Source organism: Pseudomonas sp. CFBP13509, assembly GCF_005233485.1.
GTDB classification, from domain to species: domain Bacteria; phylum Pseudomonadota; class Gammaproteobacteria; order Pseudomonadales; family Pseudomonadaceae; genus Aquipseudomonas; species Aquipseudomonas marginalis.
The window spans coordinates 203,852-218,420 of record NZ_QGAA01000004.1 but is presented as its reverse complement, the minus strand read 5'-3'; the positions used below and the strand labels follow the sequence as shown (position 1 = coordinate 218,420).

At 56.5% G+C, this 14,569-nt stretch carries 11 protein-coding genes and 1 pseudogene; 9 read left to right on the top strand and 3 right to left on the bottom strand.

All coding sequences use genetic code 11. From position 1 onward, the window contains the following. Positions 1-33: 33 nt before the first annotated feature. Positions 34-1,569 (bottom strand): amidohydrolase family protein, encoded by a 1,536-nt coding sequence (locus PspCFBP13509_RS08865; protein WP_137211891.1) that lies wholly within the window; start codon positions 1,567-1,569, stop codon positions 34-36. A 527-nt stretch (positions 1,570-2,096) separates the two neighbouring features. Between PspCFBP13509_RS08865 and PspCFBP13509_RS08860 the strand changes: the two genes are divergently transcribed. The 9 genes and pseudogenes from PspCFBP13509_RS08860 (at position 2,097) to PspCFBP13509_RS08820 (ending at position 12,501) form a co-directional block, all read left to right on the top strand. After that, on the top strand, positions 2,097-2,882 hold the full coding sequence (locus tag PspCFBP13509_RS08860) for a MipA/OmpV family protein (protein WP_137211890.1): 786 nt from the start codon (positions 2,097-2,099) through the stop codon (positions 2,880-2,882). Positions 2,883-3,014: 132 nt separating this feature from the next. Continuing rightward, positions 3,015-4,220, top strand: coding sequence for an efflux RND transporter periplasmic adaptor subunit (locus tag PspCFBP13509_RS08855; RefSeq protein WP_137211889.1), 1,206 nt, complete (start codon positions 3,015-3,017; stop codon positions 4,218-4,220). Next, positions 4,217-7,303, top strand: coding sequence for an efflux RND transporter permease subunit (locus tag PspCFBP13509_RS08850; RefSeq protein WP_137211888.1), 3,087 nt, complete (start codon positions 4,217-4,219; stop codon positions 7,301-7,303). The genes PspCFBP13509_RS08855 and PspCFBP13509_RS08850 overlap by 4 nt, the downstream gene beginning before the upstream one ends. Before the next feature lie 75 nt (positions 7,304-7,378). Beyond that, positions 7,379-8,092 carry a response regulator transcription factor gene (locus tag PspCFBP13509_RS08845; RefSeq protein ID WP_199275493.1) on the top strand — a complete coding sequence of 238 codons (714 nt, stop codon included), beginning with the start codon at positions 7,379-7,381 and terminating at the stop codon, positions 8,090-8,092. Continuing rightward, positions 8,089-9,507, top strand: coding sequence for a sensor histidine kinase (locus tag PspCFBP13509_RS31695; protein ID WP_137211886.1), 1,419 nt, complete (start codon positions 8,089-8,091; stop codon positions 9,505-9,507). The genes PspCFBP13509_RS08845 and PspCFBP13509_RS31695 overlap by 4 nt, the downstream gene beginning before the upstream one ends. A gap of 231 nt (positions 9,508-9,738) precedes the next feature. Further along, positions 9,739-10,035 (top strand): annotated as a pseudogene (locus tag PspCFBP13509_RS32105) (transposase); the annotation flags it as partial. Beyond that, a complete protein-coding gene (gene tnpB / locus PspCFBP13509_RS08830; protein WP_029571618.1) occupies positions 10,032-10,376 on the top strand; it encodes an IS66 family insertion sequence element accessory protein TnpB in 345 nt (114 codons plus the stop codon). The pseudogene PspCFBP13509_RS32105 and the gene tnpB, both read left to right, overlap by 4 nt. A gap of 37 nt (positions 10,377-10,413) precedes the next feature. Next, positions 10,414-11,919: an IS66 family transposase gene (gene tnpC / locus PspCFBP13509_RS08825; RefSeq protein ID WP_137211884.1), complete on the top strand. Its 1,506-nt coding sequence runs from the start codon at positions 10,414-10,416 to the stop codon at positions 11,917-11,919. A gap of 3 nt (positions 11,920-11,922) precedes the next feature. Next, positions 11,923-12,501: a plasmid pRiA4b ORF-3 family protein gene (locus PspCFBP13509_RS08820; RefSeq protein WP_137211883.1), complete on the top strand. Its 579-nt coding sequence runs from the start codon at positions 11,923-11,925 to the stop codon at positions 12,499-12,501. A 168-nt stretch (positions 12,502-12,669) separates the two neighbouring features. Here the strand turns inward: PspCFBP13509_RS08820 and PspCFBP13509_RS08815 are convergent, their stop codons facing one another. Beyond that, positions 12,670-13,401, bottom strand: a complete 732-nt coding sequence (locus PspCFBP13509_RS08815; protein WP_137211882.1) for a TetR/AcrR family transcriptional regulator — start codon at positions 13,399-13,401, stop codon at positions 12,670-12,672. A gap of 171 nt (positions 13,402-13,572) precedes the next feature. Beyond that, positions 13,573-14,565 (bottom strand): GlxA family transcriptional regulator, encoded by a 993-nt coding sequence (locus PspCFBP13509_RS08810; protein WP_137211881.1) that lies wholly within the window; start codon positions 14,563-14,565, stop codon positions 13,573-13,575. Positions 14,566-14,569: the final 4 nt, after the last annotated feature.

The following is a 14,569-nucleotide window of genomic DNA, read 5'->3' as shown; positions in this document are numbered from 1 at the left end:
TTTACGCATAGCATCTTGCAAACCGCTCAAGCTTTATTTTTTGAGCGTGGTTCTGCGTGCCGAATCCGATTGCGCCAACATCATGTTGAACACCACTTTATCCAAGCCGGGCATTCGCAAAGCCCATCCGGCAAAACGTGCGGCAAATGCCGAGCTGGCATCGAGCGGGAACGCAAGACGCACAAAGTCGTAGGCATCCTTGAGATCCTGAGTCGTTACGGCTGAAACAATTCTTTGCGCTGCACTGTGCAACCTTAATGCAAGCGCCTGTTGATCCACTGCCACCAGGCTCCCATTCGACTTGAGCACTCGCCCCTCAACCATCACCGTATCGACATCTGCAACACTGGCCTGCATAACAACGGCTTTTATTGGATCAAGAACAGGAGCCATATGCGTGCTATCCGTTCGCAGGAAAATCAGATCCGCTTTCTTACCGACCTCAATACTCCCCACTTCATTTTCCAGGCCCGCGACACGAGCGCCTTCAATGGTGACCGCTCGCAATGCAGCCTCCGCAGTCAAGGCCAAGCGTTCGGGCATGATCCGGCGGGCACCCAGCCTGTCGTTGGCGGCCATTCTGCCTGCTGCAAGGGCCAGGCGCATTTGGGTGAAGATATCTCCCGAACCTCCAGAAACAATATCTGCTCCCAAGCCACAAGGAACACCCAACTCTCTGGCAAGTGGCCATACAGGCGTTCCCATGCCCATCTGCATCTCACTTTCAGGAGTGACGGAAAGCGTGGCACCTAGCGACGCTATGCGGGATAAGTCGTCTTTTGTGAGCACATTTCCGTGGACGAAGAGTGTTCGATCATCCACCAGGCCTTTGGAGAGCATACGAGTGACATAGCGTGTCCCGCGGGCGAAAGGCCCATTGGCGACATGAATTGAATATCGGTGTGCGTCCAGATTTCGGGCAAGTCGCACTTCCGCTTCTGTAAAGTGAAGGGGCGCAAAAAGGAACTCGCTCGCGCCCAGTCCAAAGCGAATCAATCCGTCACTGGCCGAAAGACGACTCGCACGAAATCGCTCGGCATCTCTGTGCCGCCAGGTCGTGGTGAACGTTCGCGCCGCATCGACAGGTTTTCCCGCATCGCAGACATCTGCCAACCCATAGCAGAAAACCGCCCGTATACCCGCAGCCTCCAGCCCCGAGAGCAGCGCATCCGCATGATCCGGCGTGGCGACAAGATGGGAATGATCGACAACCGTCGTCACACCGGAGTTGAGCGCGTCCAGGGCTCCGGCATAGTTACCTAACTCAGCATCCTCCGCGGTGAAGTGCGGAGCGAATCCGTATCTGAGCTTGGCCATATAGTCGTACAAAGTGCCATCGCCCAATTGAGCGCGAAGCAACGACTGCCAAACGTGGCGATGCGTGTCGATCATGCCGGGCATCACAATAGCCCCCCGAGCATCGATCATCGGCACTCCTGAAATACCCAGGTCGGTTCCGATCGCCGCAATACGACCGTCCTCAACCAGAATCTCCGCCAATCCCGAAATAGGGGCCGTTTCAGCCATGGTTAGCAGATTGGCGTTCGTAATCAAAGTGCGCTGGAGCATTAACTGATCCCTGGTTTTTGTTGGAGTAGGTGAAAACGGCCATCTGCTTCAAAAGCGACGCATCTAGCCAAACGTCTATCAGATTGTTCTGCTGTCGCAATCCAGCCCCAACTATCTTGCTCACGGGCGGCGGAGCATCCAAATTCCGATCTAGAAATTCAAGCAAATTGAACACACATGATCAATCTCAGTCAAGCCTGAATCGCCTGCAATACCTGAAAGCACCAAAAACAGAGGCCAGAATCCGCGATTATTAATGGAGAAAATCGAAGAAATACCTCTGCATCCTGATAAACATCTCGAAAAATATGAACACGCATGATCATTCTAATGATTCATCAATCTCACGCCCATGCCAACGCTGATAGTCCTGTGATTCATCCCCCACAGTCACGACATTGTCGCGACATAGCGACGGTACGCTTCTATGGCTTCGACTCTGGAGGCAAACACAGCATGGCGCACGCTCTCCAGCCATGGCGTGCCGTACTCCATTTCCTGAAACCGTTCAGCACTCTGGTTCAATGATGAACACAAAATACTCAGTCTTCGCCTGCTTACTTACCTTGCCAACGTTCGCTGCCGCGCAGACGGCATCACCGGCAGATTCTTCTACGTGGGGTCTCGGGCTGGCCGTGGGAATATCGGAAAGCCCCTACGCCGGTGAAGGAACAAAAATCACACCGTTGCCATTGATTCACTATGAAGGTGAGCGCTTCTTTATCCGGGCCACGACCGGCGGCGCCCACCTGATCCGCAACGATTTCTTCGAGCTGAACGCCATCGCCTCGCTGCGCACTGACGGGATAGATGCCAAGGACTTTGGAAGAAAGGACCTGGCCCGCAACGGCATTGATCGAGACCTACTAGATGATCGTGATAATGGTGTGGACATTGGCCTTTCTGCCGAATGGCGTAGTGTGGCTGGCAAGCTGGAGCTGACTGCAAAAGCCGATGCAACCGGCGCCAGCGACGGATTCGAGCTGTCCGCCAAGTACGGCTATGAATTTAACGTCGGTCGCGGCAACCTTGAACCTAGCATCAGCGTTAGCTACCTCTCGAAGGATATGGCTAATTACTACTACGGCACCCTGAAAGACGAGGTTTCGCGAGGCGTTGTTGATTACAAGCCTGGCGCCGCCACTATTCCCGAGCTGGGTCTGACCTACACCCACCCGATCGGTGAGAACTGGCACTTCATGAGCTCAGTGCAATACAAGTTTCTGCCCAACGACATAAGCGACAGCCCGCTTATTGAAGCCGACACCGATGGTGAGGGTTCAGTCATTTTCGCTCTCTCCAGGAGTTTCTGATGCACTGTGCCCGTCAATGCCGCTCCAGTTGGGACAGGTCACAACGTGGCATCTAGCCCAAAGTGCCGCGCTGTTGATCAGTCCATGATGGCGGCCCGCGCTCCATACACAAACTAAAGAGCCTGTCCTTTTATGACCGGGAAAACCAGTGCGCCGCATGACGGTCGACCACCGGGCAATCTTCGACGCCCGACGTTTATTGGGGCTGTCATTCTTTTGATCGTACTGGCTGTTGTGCCCCTGCGGTGGTTGGCGCGGCATCCTACGGACACTCAGACTGGTGACCCCGTTGAGGGCGCTGCCGCGGCGCTTACCGTTACTGATGCAGCAGTAAGCCGAGTTGAATGGCCAGTGCAACTGGATGCTTCAGGGGCCATCGCGCCATGGCAGGAGGCTATTATCGGAGTGCAGGTCGGCGGGATTCGACTCACGGAGATTCTCGTCGGCCCGGGTGATGCCGTGCACCGCGGTCAAGTGCTGGCTCGTTTCGAAACGGAGTTCCTTCATACAGACGTCGCACAACTGCACGCAGCATTCAGACAAGCCAAGGCACAAGCGAAACAAGCCATTTCCAATCGTGACCGCGCCCTCCAACTCAAGACAGACGGCGGCATGAGCCAGCAGGAGGTGTCGCAGGCGGTTACACACGCCGAAACGGCAGTGGCACAAGTTGAACTGAGCCAGGCTCAGTTGGACGCGCGGAAATTACAACTGGGGTACGCCACGGTGCTCTCACCTGACGATGGCGTCATCAGCGACCGCAGCGCAACGATAGGCTCCGTCAGCACAGTCGGCGAGGAGTTGTTCCGGCTGATCCGTCAACACCGGCTCGAATGGCGGGGTGAACTCACCGCGTCGCAACTGAACCAGGTTGAGCAAGGGCAGTGGGTGACGCTAGAACTACCTGATGGTCAGATCGCCAAGGCAAAGGTGCGGCAAATGGCGCCGTCACTGGATCCGCAAACGCGTCTGGCGATGGTGTACGCGGACATCATCCCTGGCAGTACAGCGCGCGCGGGCATGTATGCACAGGGACGCATAGTGGTGGCACAGGAGCATGCAGAAGTGGTGCCCGCAAGCAGCGTAGTTATCCGGGATGGGCGCAGTCATGTATTCAGGCTTACTACGCAGGAAGGTGTGATGAAAGCGTCTCTCCAGGCCGTAAAGGTCGGCCGTCGCCAGGCTCAGGATGTTGAGATTTTGCAGGGACTAACCGATGGCGACCGGGTGCTGGTGCAAGGCGCCGGCTTCCTGAACGATGGCGACCGCGTGCGGGTCGTCAAAGCACCCGATATTGTCATTCCGACCGCTGCGACTGCGCAGAGGGCATCACAATGAACCTGGCCACATGGTCCATCCGCAACCCCATTCCTTCCATCCTGCTGTTCGCACTGCTCACGCTGGCGGGCATATGGGGACTGTGGGCGTTACCGATTCAGGATCTACCCGACGTGGATATGCCAGCCGTTCGCATCGAGCTCTCACAGCCCGGTGCGGCACCTGCTCAACTTGAAACCGAGGTGGCGCGCAAAGTCGAAGACTCTCTGGCGACTCTCGATAGAATCAAGCATATTCGGACCCTAGTCACCGACGGCAACGTGAACATATCGGTGGAGTTTGAGCTAGGCAAGCCTGTCTCCGACGCATTGATTGAAACCAAGGATGCCGTTGATCGAGTGCGCTCGGACTTGCCCAGCGACCTGCTGCAGCCTGCGATCAGTGCGGCGCGTGCCAGCAGTGAGTCGATTCAGACCTACGCAATTGCTATACCGACCATGGACGAAGAAGCTCTGTCATGGTTTGTTGACGACACCGTGGCCAAAACGATCCTGGGTGTGAAAGGGGTTGGTCGCTTTGAGCGTATCGGAGGCGTGACGCGGGAAGTCCGGGTGACGCTTGACCCGGCGCTTCTCATCGCGCACGCCGCTACTGTCGGTGAAGTATCTCTCGCTTTGGGCAGTGTTCAGCAGCAAAGCTCAGGAGGTCGCGGCAAGCTCGGTGGCGGTGAGCAAGCGGTGCGCACTATTTCGCTGGTCGGCCAGGCTGCGGAATTATCGGCGCTGCCGATTGCACTGGCGGACGGGCGATCGCTACGACTCGATCAACTGGCAACTGTCACTGATACCGTTGCTGAGCGTAGTCAGATCGCACTGCTGGATGGAAAGCCCGTTGTTGGTTTTCGGATCTACCCGGCCAAGGGCCAGGATGTTACGCGCATAGCCGCCGGGGTCGAGTCGGCGCTGGCACAATTGCAACAAGCGCGACCGGGTATGCACGCGACCCTGATGACAAACAGCGTGGACTACACGCAAGAGCAATTCAAGGGCTCGCTGTACATGCTCTACGAGGGCGCGATTCTCGCCGTGCTGGTGGTCTGGCTGTTTCTGCGAGACTGGCGTGCGATGCTGGTGGCCGCGTCAGCCCTACCGCTTTCGATCCTTCCAACGTTCGCCGCGATGGCGTGGTTCGGCTTCTCGCTGAACACGGTGAGTCTGCTGGCGCTCGCGGTGATAGTCGGGATTCTGGTGGACGATGCCATCGTGGAAGTGGAAAACATTGAACGCCACGCCCGCATGGGCAAGCCCATGGGTGAAGCAACAGCCGATGCCGTCACGGAGATTGCGCTCGCGGTGATTGCCACCACTATGGCGCTAGTCGTGGTGTTTCTACCCACCGCAATGATGGGCGGAGTACCAGGCCTGTTCTTTCGGGAGTTTGGCTGGACGGCCGTGGTGGCAGTTCTTGCTTCGTTGCTGGTTGCTCGACTGATTACGCCAATGATGGCCGTGCATTGGCTGAAACCACACCCTATGGGTACTGAAGCATCCAAAACAGCGGTGGATGGTCGTGTGATGGGCACCTATCTGCGCTTGGCGCAATGGTGCCTGACGCATCGCGGAACCACACTGGTATTAACGTTCGCGTTCATGGGCGGTTCTTTGGCCCTGGTGCGCTATTTGCCAACGGGTTTGATGCCGGCCTCTGATCGCGGATACACGACAGTCAGCATTGAGCTTCCCCCTGGCAGCGCATTACAGGACACGCTTACGGCAGCCGAAGCCGCCCGCATTCACATGGCCGCGTTGCCTGGAATCCTGCGCGTCTTATCTACCGTCGGCGCGGCACAGGCAGACAGTGATGATTTGCAGGGTGGCGACGTGCGCAGAGGAACCCTGGACATCACTCTAATGCCAAGGGGTGAACGTGGCGATCAGACGTCTATTGAAAACACCATGCGCATCGCCTTACAAAATGTGCCGGGCGCTCGCTTCACTGTCGGCAGTGGCAACATCGGCGAACAGATGTCGATCATTTTGAGCAGTGATGACGCGGTAGCGCTCAAAGCCGGGGCTCAGGGTCTTGAGTCGGAACTCAGAGGCGTAAAGGGGCTGTCCAACGTCAGTTCCACGGCGAGCCTGGAGCGCCCGGAAATCACCGTTCGGCCCGATCTATTGCGCGCTGCTGAACAGGGCGTGAGCACCGCCTCCATAGGAGAGACGGTGCGAATTGCTACGGCTGGCGATACAGACTCACAACTTGCGAGGCTCAATCTCGACAACCGACAGGTTTACATACGCACACGAGTGCCTGACTCTGTTCAGCAAGATCTAAAAGCCCTGGGCGATCTCAGGGTGCGCGCACGCGAAGGACTTGTACCGCTGGCCAGCGTTGCACACATCAACGTAAGCAGTGGCCCGGCACAGATTGAACGCTACGACCGGCGCCGTTACGTGACCATCAGCGCCGAACTGGGCGGAACACCGCTGGGTCAGGCGTTGGCTGACACCCTGGCGTTGCCGTCGGCACGAGCCATGCCGTCCAGTGTGCACGTTATCCAGGCAGATGACGCCGAACTCATGGAAGAGTTAGGCCGGGGATTTGGTATGGCCATCCTCATCGGTGTCGTGTGCGTTTACTGTGTCCTGGTGCTGCTTTTCAAAGATTTTCTTCATCCATTTACCATTCTTTCGGCAATCCCTTTGTCATTGGGCGGTGCCTTTATCGGGCTGCTTCTGGCGGGAAGTGAACTGGATATCCCCTCCATGATTGGACTGATCATGCTCATGGGCATCGTGACCAAAAATTCTATTTTGCTTGTCGAGTACACGATTGTGACGATGCGTGAACAGGGAATGAGACTGAATACCGCATTGCTTGATGCTTGCCACAAACGCGCGCGCCCTATCGTAATGACGACCCTCGCCATGATCGCCGGAATGCTGCCGATAGGTTTGGGGTTGGGTGCCGATGCGAGCTTCCGGCAGCCAATGGCTGTAGCCGTGATCGGCGGACTTATTACATCCACGGCCCTTAGCTTGCTGGTCGTGCCTGTAGTCTTTTCCTGCATGGAGGGTGCTCGGCGCCGGATACGATTCTGGCTATCCTCGCACTTCGCAGCCGGGAATCCAGTTCACTCATGACAATAACGAGAGCGGGGAAATACGCACCAAATCCACGTAGGATGTCTTTTAACGCTGCTATGGATCTGCTTGTCAGTGAACACTAACTCGACTCATTCTGCCCCCCTCCAGATACTCATTATTGAGGACAACCACTCGCTGGCCGCCAACATATTCGACTATCTGGAAGCTTGTGGACACATCCCGGATGCTGCACCGGACGGCAACTCGGGATTAAACCTCGCCATTCGGAATCATTACGACGCAATCATCCTGGACTGGATGCTACCTAGAATGGATGGCATCAGTGTCCTGCGCAAACTTCGTGAAGAGCATGGGTGCTTAACCCCCATCATCATGCTCACAGCCAAGAATCAACTTGAAGGCAAGATGTTGAGCTTCGAGAATGGAGCTGATGATTACCTGGTCAAGCCTATTGCCTTGCCCGAGCTCGAGATCCGCTTACGCGTGCTGGTCCGTCGCGCACAGGCCAATGCACCGGCCGGGCGTACGCTATGTGTACATGACCTGAGCTACAACCTCGATAGTCTGGAGGTGGCCAGGGGCCCACGCCTTCTCACGCTCTCCGGGACATTAAGAAACATCCTGGAGCTATTAATGCGGGAGTCTCCCAAGACTGTGCGTCGCGATCGAATCGAGGACCTGATTTGGGGTGAAAATGTCCCCGAGGGTGATTTACTGCGCTCATATATGCATTTGCTACGACGCGCTATCGACCAAAATGGAGATGATAAGCTGCTGCATACCGTTACCGGTGTGGGTTATCGCCTCGGCAGAGCGTCCCAATGAAGTTTCCCTGGCGCTTGCGCAGTGTGCAGTGGCTGATCAACGTCAGCTTTGTGATGTTTGGTGCAATGCTCGCGCTCGCACTGGTGGTTCAAGGTAACTTGAGTCAAGGGTTGATTGAGCACCCGATCTGGCGACAAGTCCTCGAGTCGAGCACTCAGAGTATCCTGCAATCGCCCAAGACCGATCTTGGTGGGACACTTCCCACCAAAGGCCCGGTGAAGGGATGGCTACTCCCCGATGATGTGGCCGCTCCTCCCGACATGCCTGCTTTACTGGCCACGCTAACACCCGGGTTTCACGGAGAAAGCGAATTGGATGACCTCACAAACGCCTCGCCATTCGCATCGTTCTTATCAATTCTCATACCAAGATGGGGGCCCTTCGCCGACGCACCGGACGACACAACCCGTCCCCGCGATTACGCAGCCTTAGTGACGCCTGTGCCGCAGGGCAGATTGATTATGGTGGTCGATTTGACCGAACTTGAGAACGAACAGAATGGGAGTGTCCAACTCAGCGTAGTGTTTCTACTGCTAAATCTGATAATGATTGGCCTGGTGATTTGGTGGCTCCATCTGAACCTGGCTCGCCCCATAAAAGATCTGGCACGGCGGATGCGCGAACTTGACCCATTAAAACCCTCTCAGCGGCTACCCACGCATTATCGTAAAAGCGAACTTAATACCATCGCTCAGGAAGCAAATGAACACCTTGAGCGTGTAGAGCTTGCGATTGAACGTGAGCGCAGCCTATTGGACCAAGCCAGCCACGAGTTCCGTACCCCACTGGCAATCATCTCCGGTGCTGCTGACGTACTTCACGCGCAACAATTGCCCCAGCACGCTCAGCGGCCGCTGTATCGTATCGACGAGGCGGTAGAAACGCTTACTCAGATTATGGACGCGCTTCTGTACTTGTCCCGCGAGCCGAGTCCGGAAGAGCGTAGGCAGGTCACTCTGCTGCACGGACTTCTCCCGGACCTTGTACACGACCACAGCTATCTGCTTGCCGGAAAACCCGTGCGCTACGTGCTCGACGCCCTTGAGTCCATAACGTTACAGGCTCCAGAATCCATGGTTCGCATCGCTGCCGGGAACCTGCTCAGAAACGCAGCCGAACATACCCACGAAGGCGAGATCCATGTATCCATTACTGATGGAAAATTGTGCATCCGTGACTCCGGCTCCGGCTTCGATACAACTCAGGCCGCGCATCGCTTCACCGAGTCATTGAAACAACCCGGAAAACGACCTGGTGGTGCAGGCCTGGGACTGTTTCTGACCCAACGAATATGCGAGCGGTTCGGCTGGCGTTTACGCTTGGAATCCTCAGTGTCCGTGGGTACTTCTGCCACCATCGACTTCGGATCGGGCATTCATGTGCGCTCGCCCTATCCCTCCAGCCAAACCCGCTGATTGACGGTGTCACATGAGGCTCCCAGTATAGAACAAGGCTTCTGTAACATCGCAGAAGCCAGGCTCAACGTAACCGTCCGCCCTGCACCCTCTCCTGACAACCCTCCAAATTAGCCAAGATAGTGGACACCATTTTTAGTGGACACTATCTTGGATACAGTTGCCCCAGCCCGTCGAACCGGTCGCCGCCCCAACTTCCCGCTCGACTTTAAACGCCGAGTCGTCGAAGCCACCTTCCAGCCCGGCGCCTCCGTGTCGTTGATCGCTCGCGAACATGACGTCAATGCCAACCTGGTATTTCGCTGGCGGCAACAGTACCAGGAGGGGTTATTCGGCCCGGTTAGCCAGGGTGTAACGCTCTTGCCCGTTCAGATGATCGAGGCGCCAATCGATCTGCCACAGGTCGTCCAGCCACAGGCGGAGTGTCATTCCGAGATCGCAGTTGAGGTCGGAAAAGCCAAGCTGCGTATCACGGGCGCACCCGATCCGCAGACGCTGCAATTCGTCTTGCAGCAGTTATTGCGATGATTGCCCCGCCCGCTGGAACCCGTATCTGGATCGCCGCAGGCGTCACCGACATGCGTCGTGGCTTCGATGGTTTAGCGGCACTGGTGCAGACACAGCTGGAAGCCGACCCGTTCTCCGGTCAGATCTTCGCCTTTCGCGGACGGCGCGGTGACCGGATCAAGTTGTTGTGGTGGGATGGCGACGGTTTGTGCCTGTTCTGCAAGCGACTTGAACAGGGACGCTTTGTCTGGCCGCAAGCAACCAGCGGCAGCGTGTCGCTGACGACCGCGCAGTTGTCGATGCTGTTGGAAGGCATTGATTGGCGCAGGCCAATTCGTACAGCACCCGTCCTCGCGGTCTGACTTGCCACGCTGAAAAAATCCCAAGTAACATTCGGTCATGACTCTTGCGACCGACTCCTTGCCTAACGATCTTCAAGCCTTGAAGGCTCTGGTCTCTGCCCAACGGGCAGAGATTGAACGGTTGAAAATGATGATCGCCAAGCTGCGTCGTATGCAGTTCGGTCGCAGCTCCGAACAACTGGACGCGATGATCGATCAGCTCCAACTGAGTCTTGAAGAGTTGCAAGTCAGCCAGACTGAACTGACGCCGCCAACCGAACCGCCACCTCGCCCTGTCTCTCGGCGCAAGCCGTTACCTGAACACCTGCCTCGCGAAACTTACGTCCATCAGCCTGAGTCGCAATGCACCGGCTGCGGTGGGAAGCTTCGCCATTTGGGTGAGGATGTGTCCGAAGTCCTGGAGTACGTTCCGGCACGTTTCAAAGTGATCCGCCATGTTCGCCCGAAGCTGGTTTGCCGCTGCTGCGAGCACATCGCTCAGGTGCCGGCACCGAGTCGCCCGATAGCCCGAGGCCTTGCAGGCCCTGGGCTACTGGCCCACGTGCTGGTCTCCAAGTTTGTTGACCATTTGCCACTGTATCGGCAGTCCGAAATCTACGCCCGTGAGGGCGTGGAACTGGAGCGCTCAACCCTGGCCGACTGGGTGGGCCAGAGCAGCCAATTGCTCAGGCCACTGGTCAACGCGCTTGAGCACCACGTCATGAGCGGTCACAAAGTCCATGCCGACGACACGCCGATTGGCGTACTCGCGCCGGGCAACGGCAAGACCAAAACGGCTCGCCTGTGGACATACGTGCGCGACGACCGACCTGCGGGTGACTCGACACCGGCGGCGGTCTGGTTTGCCTACTCGCCGGATCGCAAGGGGCAACATCCGCGCGCTCATCTCAAGAGTTTCAGCGGGATCTTGCAGGCTGACGGCTACGCCGGTTTTGCTCAACTGTATGCGACAGGCACTATTGAGGAAGCCGCCTGCTGGGCTCATGCCCGACGCAAGTTTTACGATGTCTACAAAGACCAGGCTTCACCCCTTGCCGCCGAGGCGCTGCAACGGATTGCGGCCCTGTATGCCATCGAGAGCGAAATTCGAGGGCAACCGCCCGACCAACGCAAAGCGATTCGGCAAAGCCGGGCCAGTCCGCTGCTGGAACACCTGCACGCATGGCTCAATCAGACGCTGACTCAATTGTCGAAAAAGTCGGCATTGGGCGGTGCAATCCTCTATGCCCTCAACCGGTGGCAGGCCTTAATGCGCTACTGCGATGACGGCCGAATCGAAATCGACAACAACGCTGCCGAACGGGCGCTACGCGCCGTCGCGCTGGGCCGCAAAAACTACCTGTTTGCCGGTTCCGATGCCGGCGGAGAACGAGCCGCAGCGATTTACAGCCTGGTGGGTACTGCCAAGCTAAACGGGTTAAACCCACAGGCCTATCTGACCTCCGTGCTTGAACACATTGCCGAGCACCCGATCAATCGGGTGAGCGAGTTGCTGCCCTGGAACATATCCTTGAACCACACTGAACACTGTGAGGCCGCCTGATTCATGGTTAAAACTGTCCGTTTACCCAAACCCGCGCCCGACCTGTTGCTGCTGCACATCGAGCTGAAGTGGATCACTCCGAAGATTTGGCGTCGGTTCGCGGTGCCTGAAAACATCACCTTGGGAAAATTGCACCATGTCATCCAGGTCGTGATGGGCTGGAGTGATAGCCATCTGCATGAGTTTGAAATTGCCGGTGAGAATTACGGCATGCCCGACCCTGATGGCTGGGGGCCGACGGTAAACCCGGAAGCCCGTAAAACGCTGATCAAGGCGCTGAACGGAAAGCGGACATTTAATTATCTCTACGACTTTGGTGACAGTTGGCATCACAGTATCAAGGTCGAAAAAACGCTACCCGCTATTGCCTGTCCTCAGGTGCCGTATTGCATCGACGGCGCCAATGCTTGCCCACCGGAAGACGTGGGTGGCGGGCCTGGTTACGAGGAGTTTCTGGAGGCGATGGGCAACCCCAATCATCCAGAGCATGACGCCATGGTTGAATGGCATGGCGATGTTTTTGATCCTGCGGCATTTGAGTGCGAGCGCGTGAACCAGTGGTTGAAACGGATTAAGGTTTGAGTTGTAAGGCGGTGTAGCTCGGACGCTTACGGCTCAACAATGCCAGGGAACATCAATGTTCAAACGACAGGTCAACGCAAGAACCCCTTCTTCGCCTGCCCCCAACAGGCCGGACTTACAGACTCGAGCAGAGTGAATACAGTCACGCCTATTTGGTCGCTGTCGGGGTCAGAGGGATATTGACTCTGGTGAGTGCAGCAATCGGAGCGCTTTCAAACCGGCAAGCGCATAGCTGGTGAGTTCATTGATCGTGCCGGTAAGATCCGCATTGATGTCAGGAAACACAATGTCGCGAATAGGCGGTGGCGAAACAATGAGCACCATGCAGGGGACCACTGCGAAAAGGACCCCGCGCTGAACGCCCGGATGGTTTACAGGCAATCCAAGTACACGTGCCACGATAGAGAACAGTATTTGCATTTTCGGCAGGATGGCCTCACGTAACAACACCGGGATGTGTTCGGTCGGAGCCATGACTTCTTTGATTAGAACCCGCATAGCCCAACCTTTCCGGGATTCCGGATAGGGACCGAGCAATGTACGCAATAATCTCTCAAACTGTGCATCTGGCGGTGTGCCGTCACCCAGTATGCTATGCAACTCCTCCAGACTGACCATACGGCTGTGTGCCTCTATCAACACAGCCTCGTAAAGCCCGTCCCGTCCGCCGAAGTGGTAGTTAACGGCAGCAGCATTCGTGTTAGCGCGAACACAGATTTCCTTGACCGTGGTGCGACTATAACCCCCATCGGCAAACAGCTCGCCCGCAGTCTCAAGGATATGGATGCGTGTAGTCGTACCATCGGAGCGTGAGCCGCGCTCTACTCGGGGAGGGCAGCTATTTCGTTCAGAAGAGAGAGGTCGGCGAAGACTGGCCATCGGAGCCTTGGGTAGTTCCACGGTTTTCTACAAAACTGGCGGTAGGTAAATTGAATTGCTCGAAAAGCATACGCATCAGTCGAGCGTGGCACAAGGGTAGCCCGAGGCTCGACCACGATATATGCACGCAGGCCGATGTTGCTGTGCCGTCCAGACGTCCGCAGAGGCTGTCAGGTCGAAACGGACGACACTTTAGTTCGACTTCGACAACTGAAATTGGGCTCGGTAGGCCCCCGGAGCAAATCCAACGCGCTCGCGAAACAGGCGTGAAAACGAACTAATATCGCTATAACCCACATAGTGAGCGATTCGCTCGGTGCTCAGATCACCGGCTTCCAGTAATGCCCTCGCCGTGTCAATGCGCAAGTTCTGAAGGTAGGTTAGCGGTGACTGCTTAAGCACCCTATTGAAGCGACGTGTCAAGGTGCGCTCGCTGACTGCCAACCTCCGTGCCAGGTAAGCCATGCGCACCTTCTCCGCAAAATGATCCTGCAACCACTTCTGAGCACGGTGAATCAAAGCGTCACTGTGTGCCTGGTCGGCGATCAGGAGTTGCCGCGGCATCTGTATCGTTTGGGTCAAATCAATCAACATGCTGCGAGCACACTGCATTGCAATAGGCCTTCCCGCAAATTTTTCGAGCATGTGAACGGCTTGCAACAAAAATGCGGCATGCGCACCGCCACACACCAAACGATCAACCTCGGTCACCACCGGACGCATTTGTAGATCGACCAGCGAGAAGCGCTCACGAAAATGCCCTTCCAGCCACCAAGTGGTCGTCGCTACTTTATTGTCGAGCAAACCTGTATCAGCAAGCAGAAAGGTGCCCGTGCAATTCGCGCAAAGCCATGCACCATGTTGCCATTGCTGAACCAGCCAGGCACGCAGGACTGCCTGACGCTCCAGAAACTTCTGAAAATGCAGCCAACCCCGATAACGCAGAGCCGGGATAAAGATCAGATCGAAATACCGGTTTTTCGGAAGGGGCTGCATGGCCAACTCAAGTCCATTGCTCGCCCGCACAGGCAGCCCGTTATGGGATAAGAAATGCCATTCAAACAACCCGGCTGACGCGTCCCCTTGCCTGGATATGTGCGCATTTGCGACCTGAAGCATGTCAGCAAATCCTCCAATAACGGAAGCGTAGGAGTCGTCAAATCCTAAAATTGCAACGGCAGGCATGGCG

Coding starts and splice junctions, on each gene's coding strand:
- PspCFBP13509_RS08865 (WP_137211891.1), bottom strand. CDS start 1,569: ATGCTCCAGCGCACTTTGATTACGAACGCCAATCTGCTAACCATGGCT.
- PspCFBP13509_RS08860 (WP_137211890.1), top strand. CDS start 2,097: ATGAACACAAAATACTCAGTCTTCGCCTGCTTACTTACCTTGCCAACG.
- PspCFBP13509_RS08855 (WP_137211889.1), top strand. CDS start 3,015: ATGACCGGGAAAACCAGTGCGCCGCATGACGGTCGACCACCGGGCAAT.
- PspCFBP13509_RS08850 (WP_137211888.1), top strand. CDS start 4,217: ATGAACCTGGCCACATGGTCCATCCGCAACCCCATTCCTTCCATCCTG.
- PspCFBP13509_RS31695 (WP_137211886.1), top strand. CDS start 8,089: ATGAAGTTTCCCTGGCGCTTGCGCAGTGTGCAGTGGCTGATCAACGTC.
- tnpB (WP_029571618.1), top strand. CDS start 10,032: ATGATTGCCCCGCCCGCTGGAACCCGTATCTGGATCGCCGCAGGCGTC.
- tnpC (WP_137211884.1), top strand. CDS start 10,414: ATGACTCTTGCGACCGACTCCTTGCCTAACGATCTTCAAGCCTTGAAG.
- PspCFBP13509_RS08820 (WP_137211883.1), top strand. CDS start 11,923: ATGGTTAAAACTGTCCGTTTACCCAAACCCGCGCCCGACCTGTTGCTG.
- PspCFBP13509_RS08810 (WP_137211881.1), bottom strand. CDS start 14,565: ATGCCTGCCGTTGCAATTTTAGGATTTGACGACTCCTACGCTTCCGTT.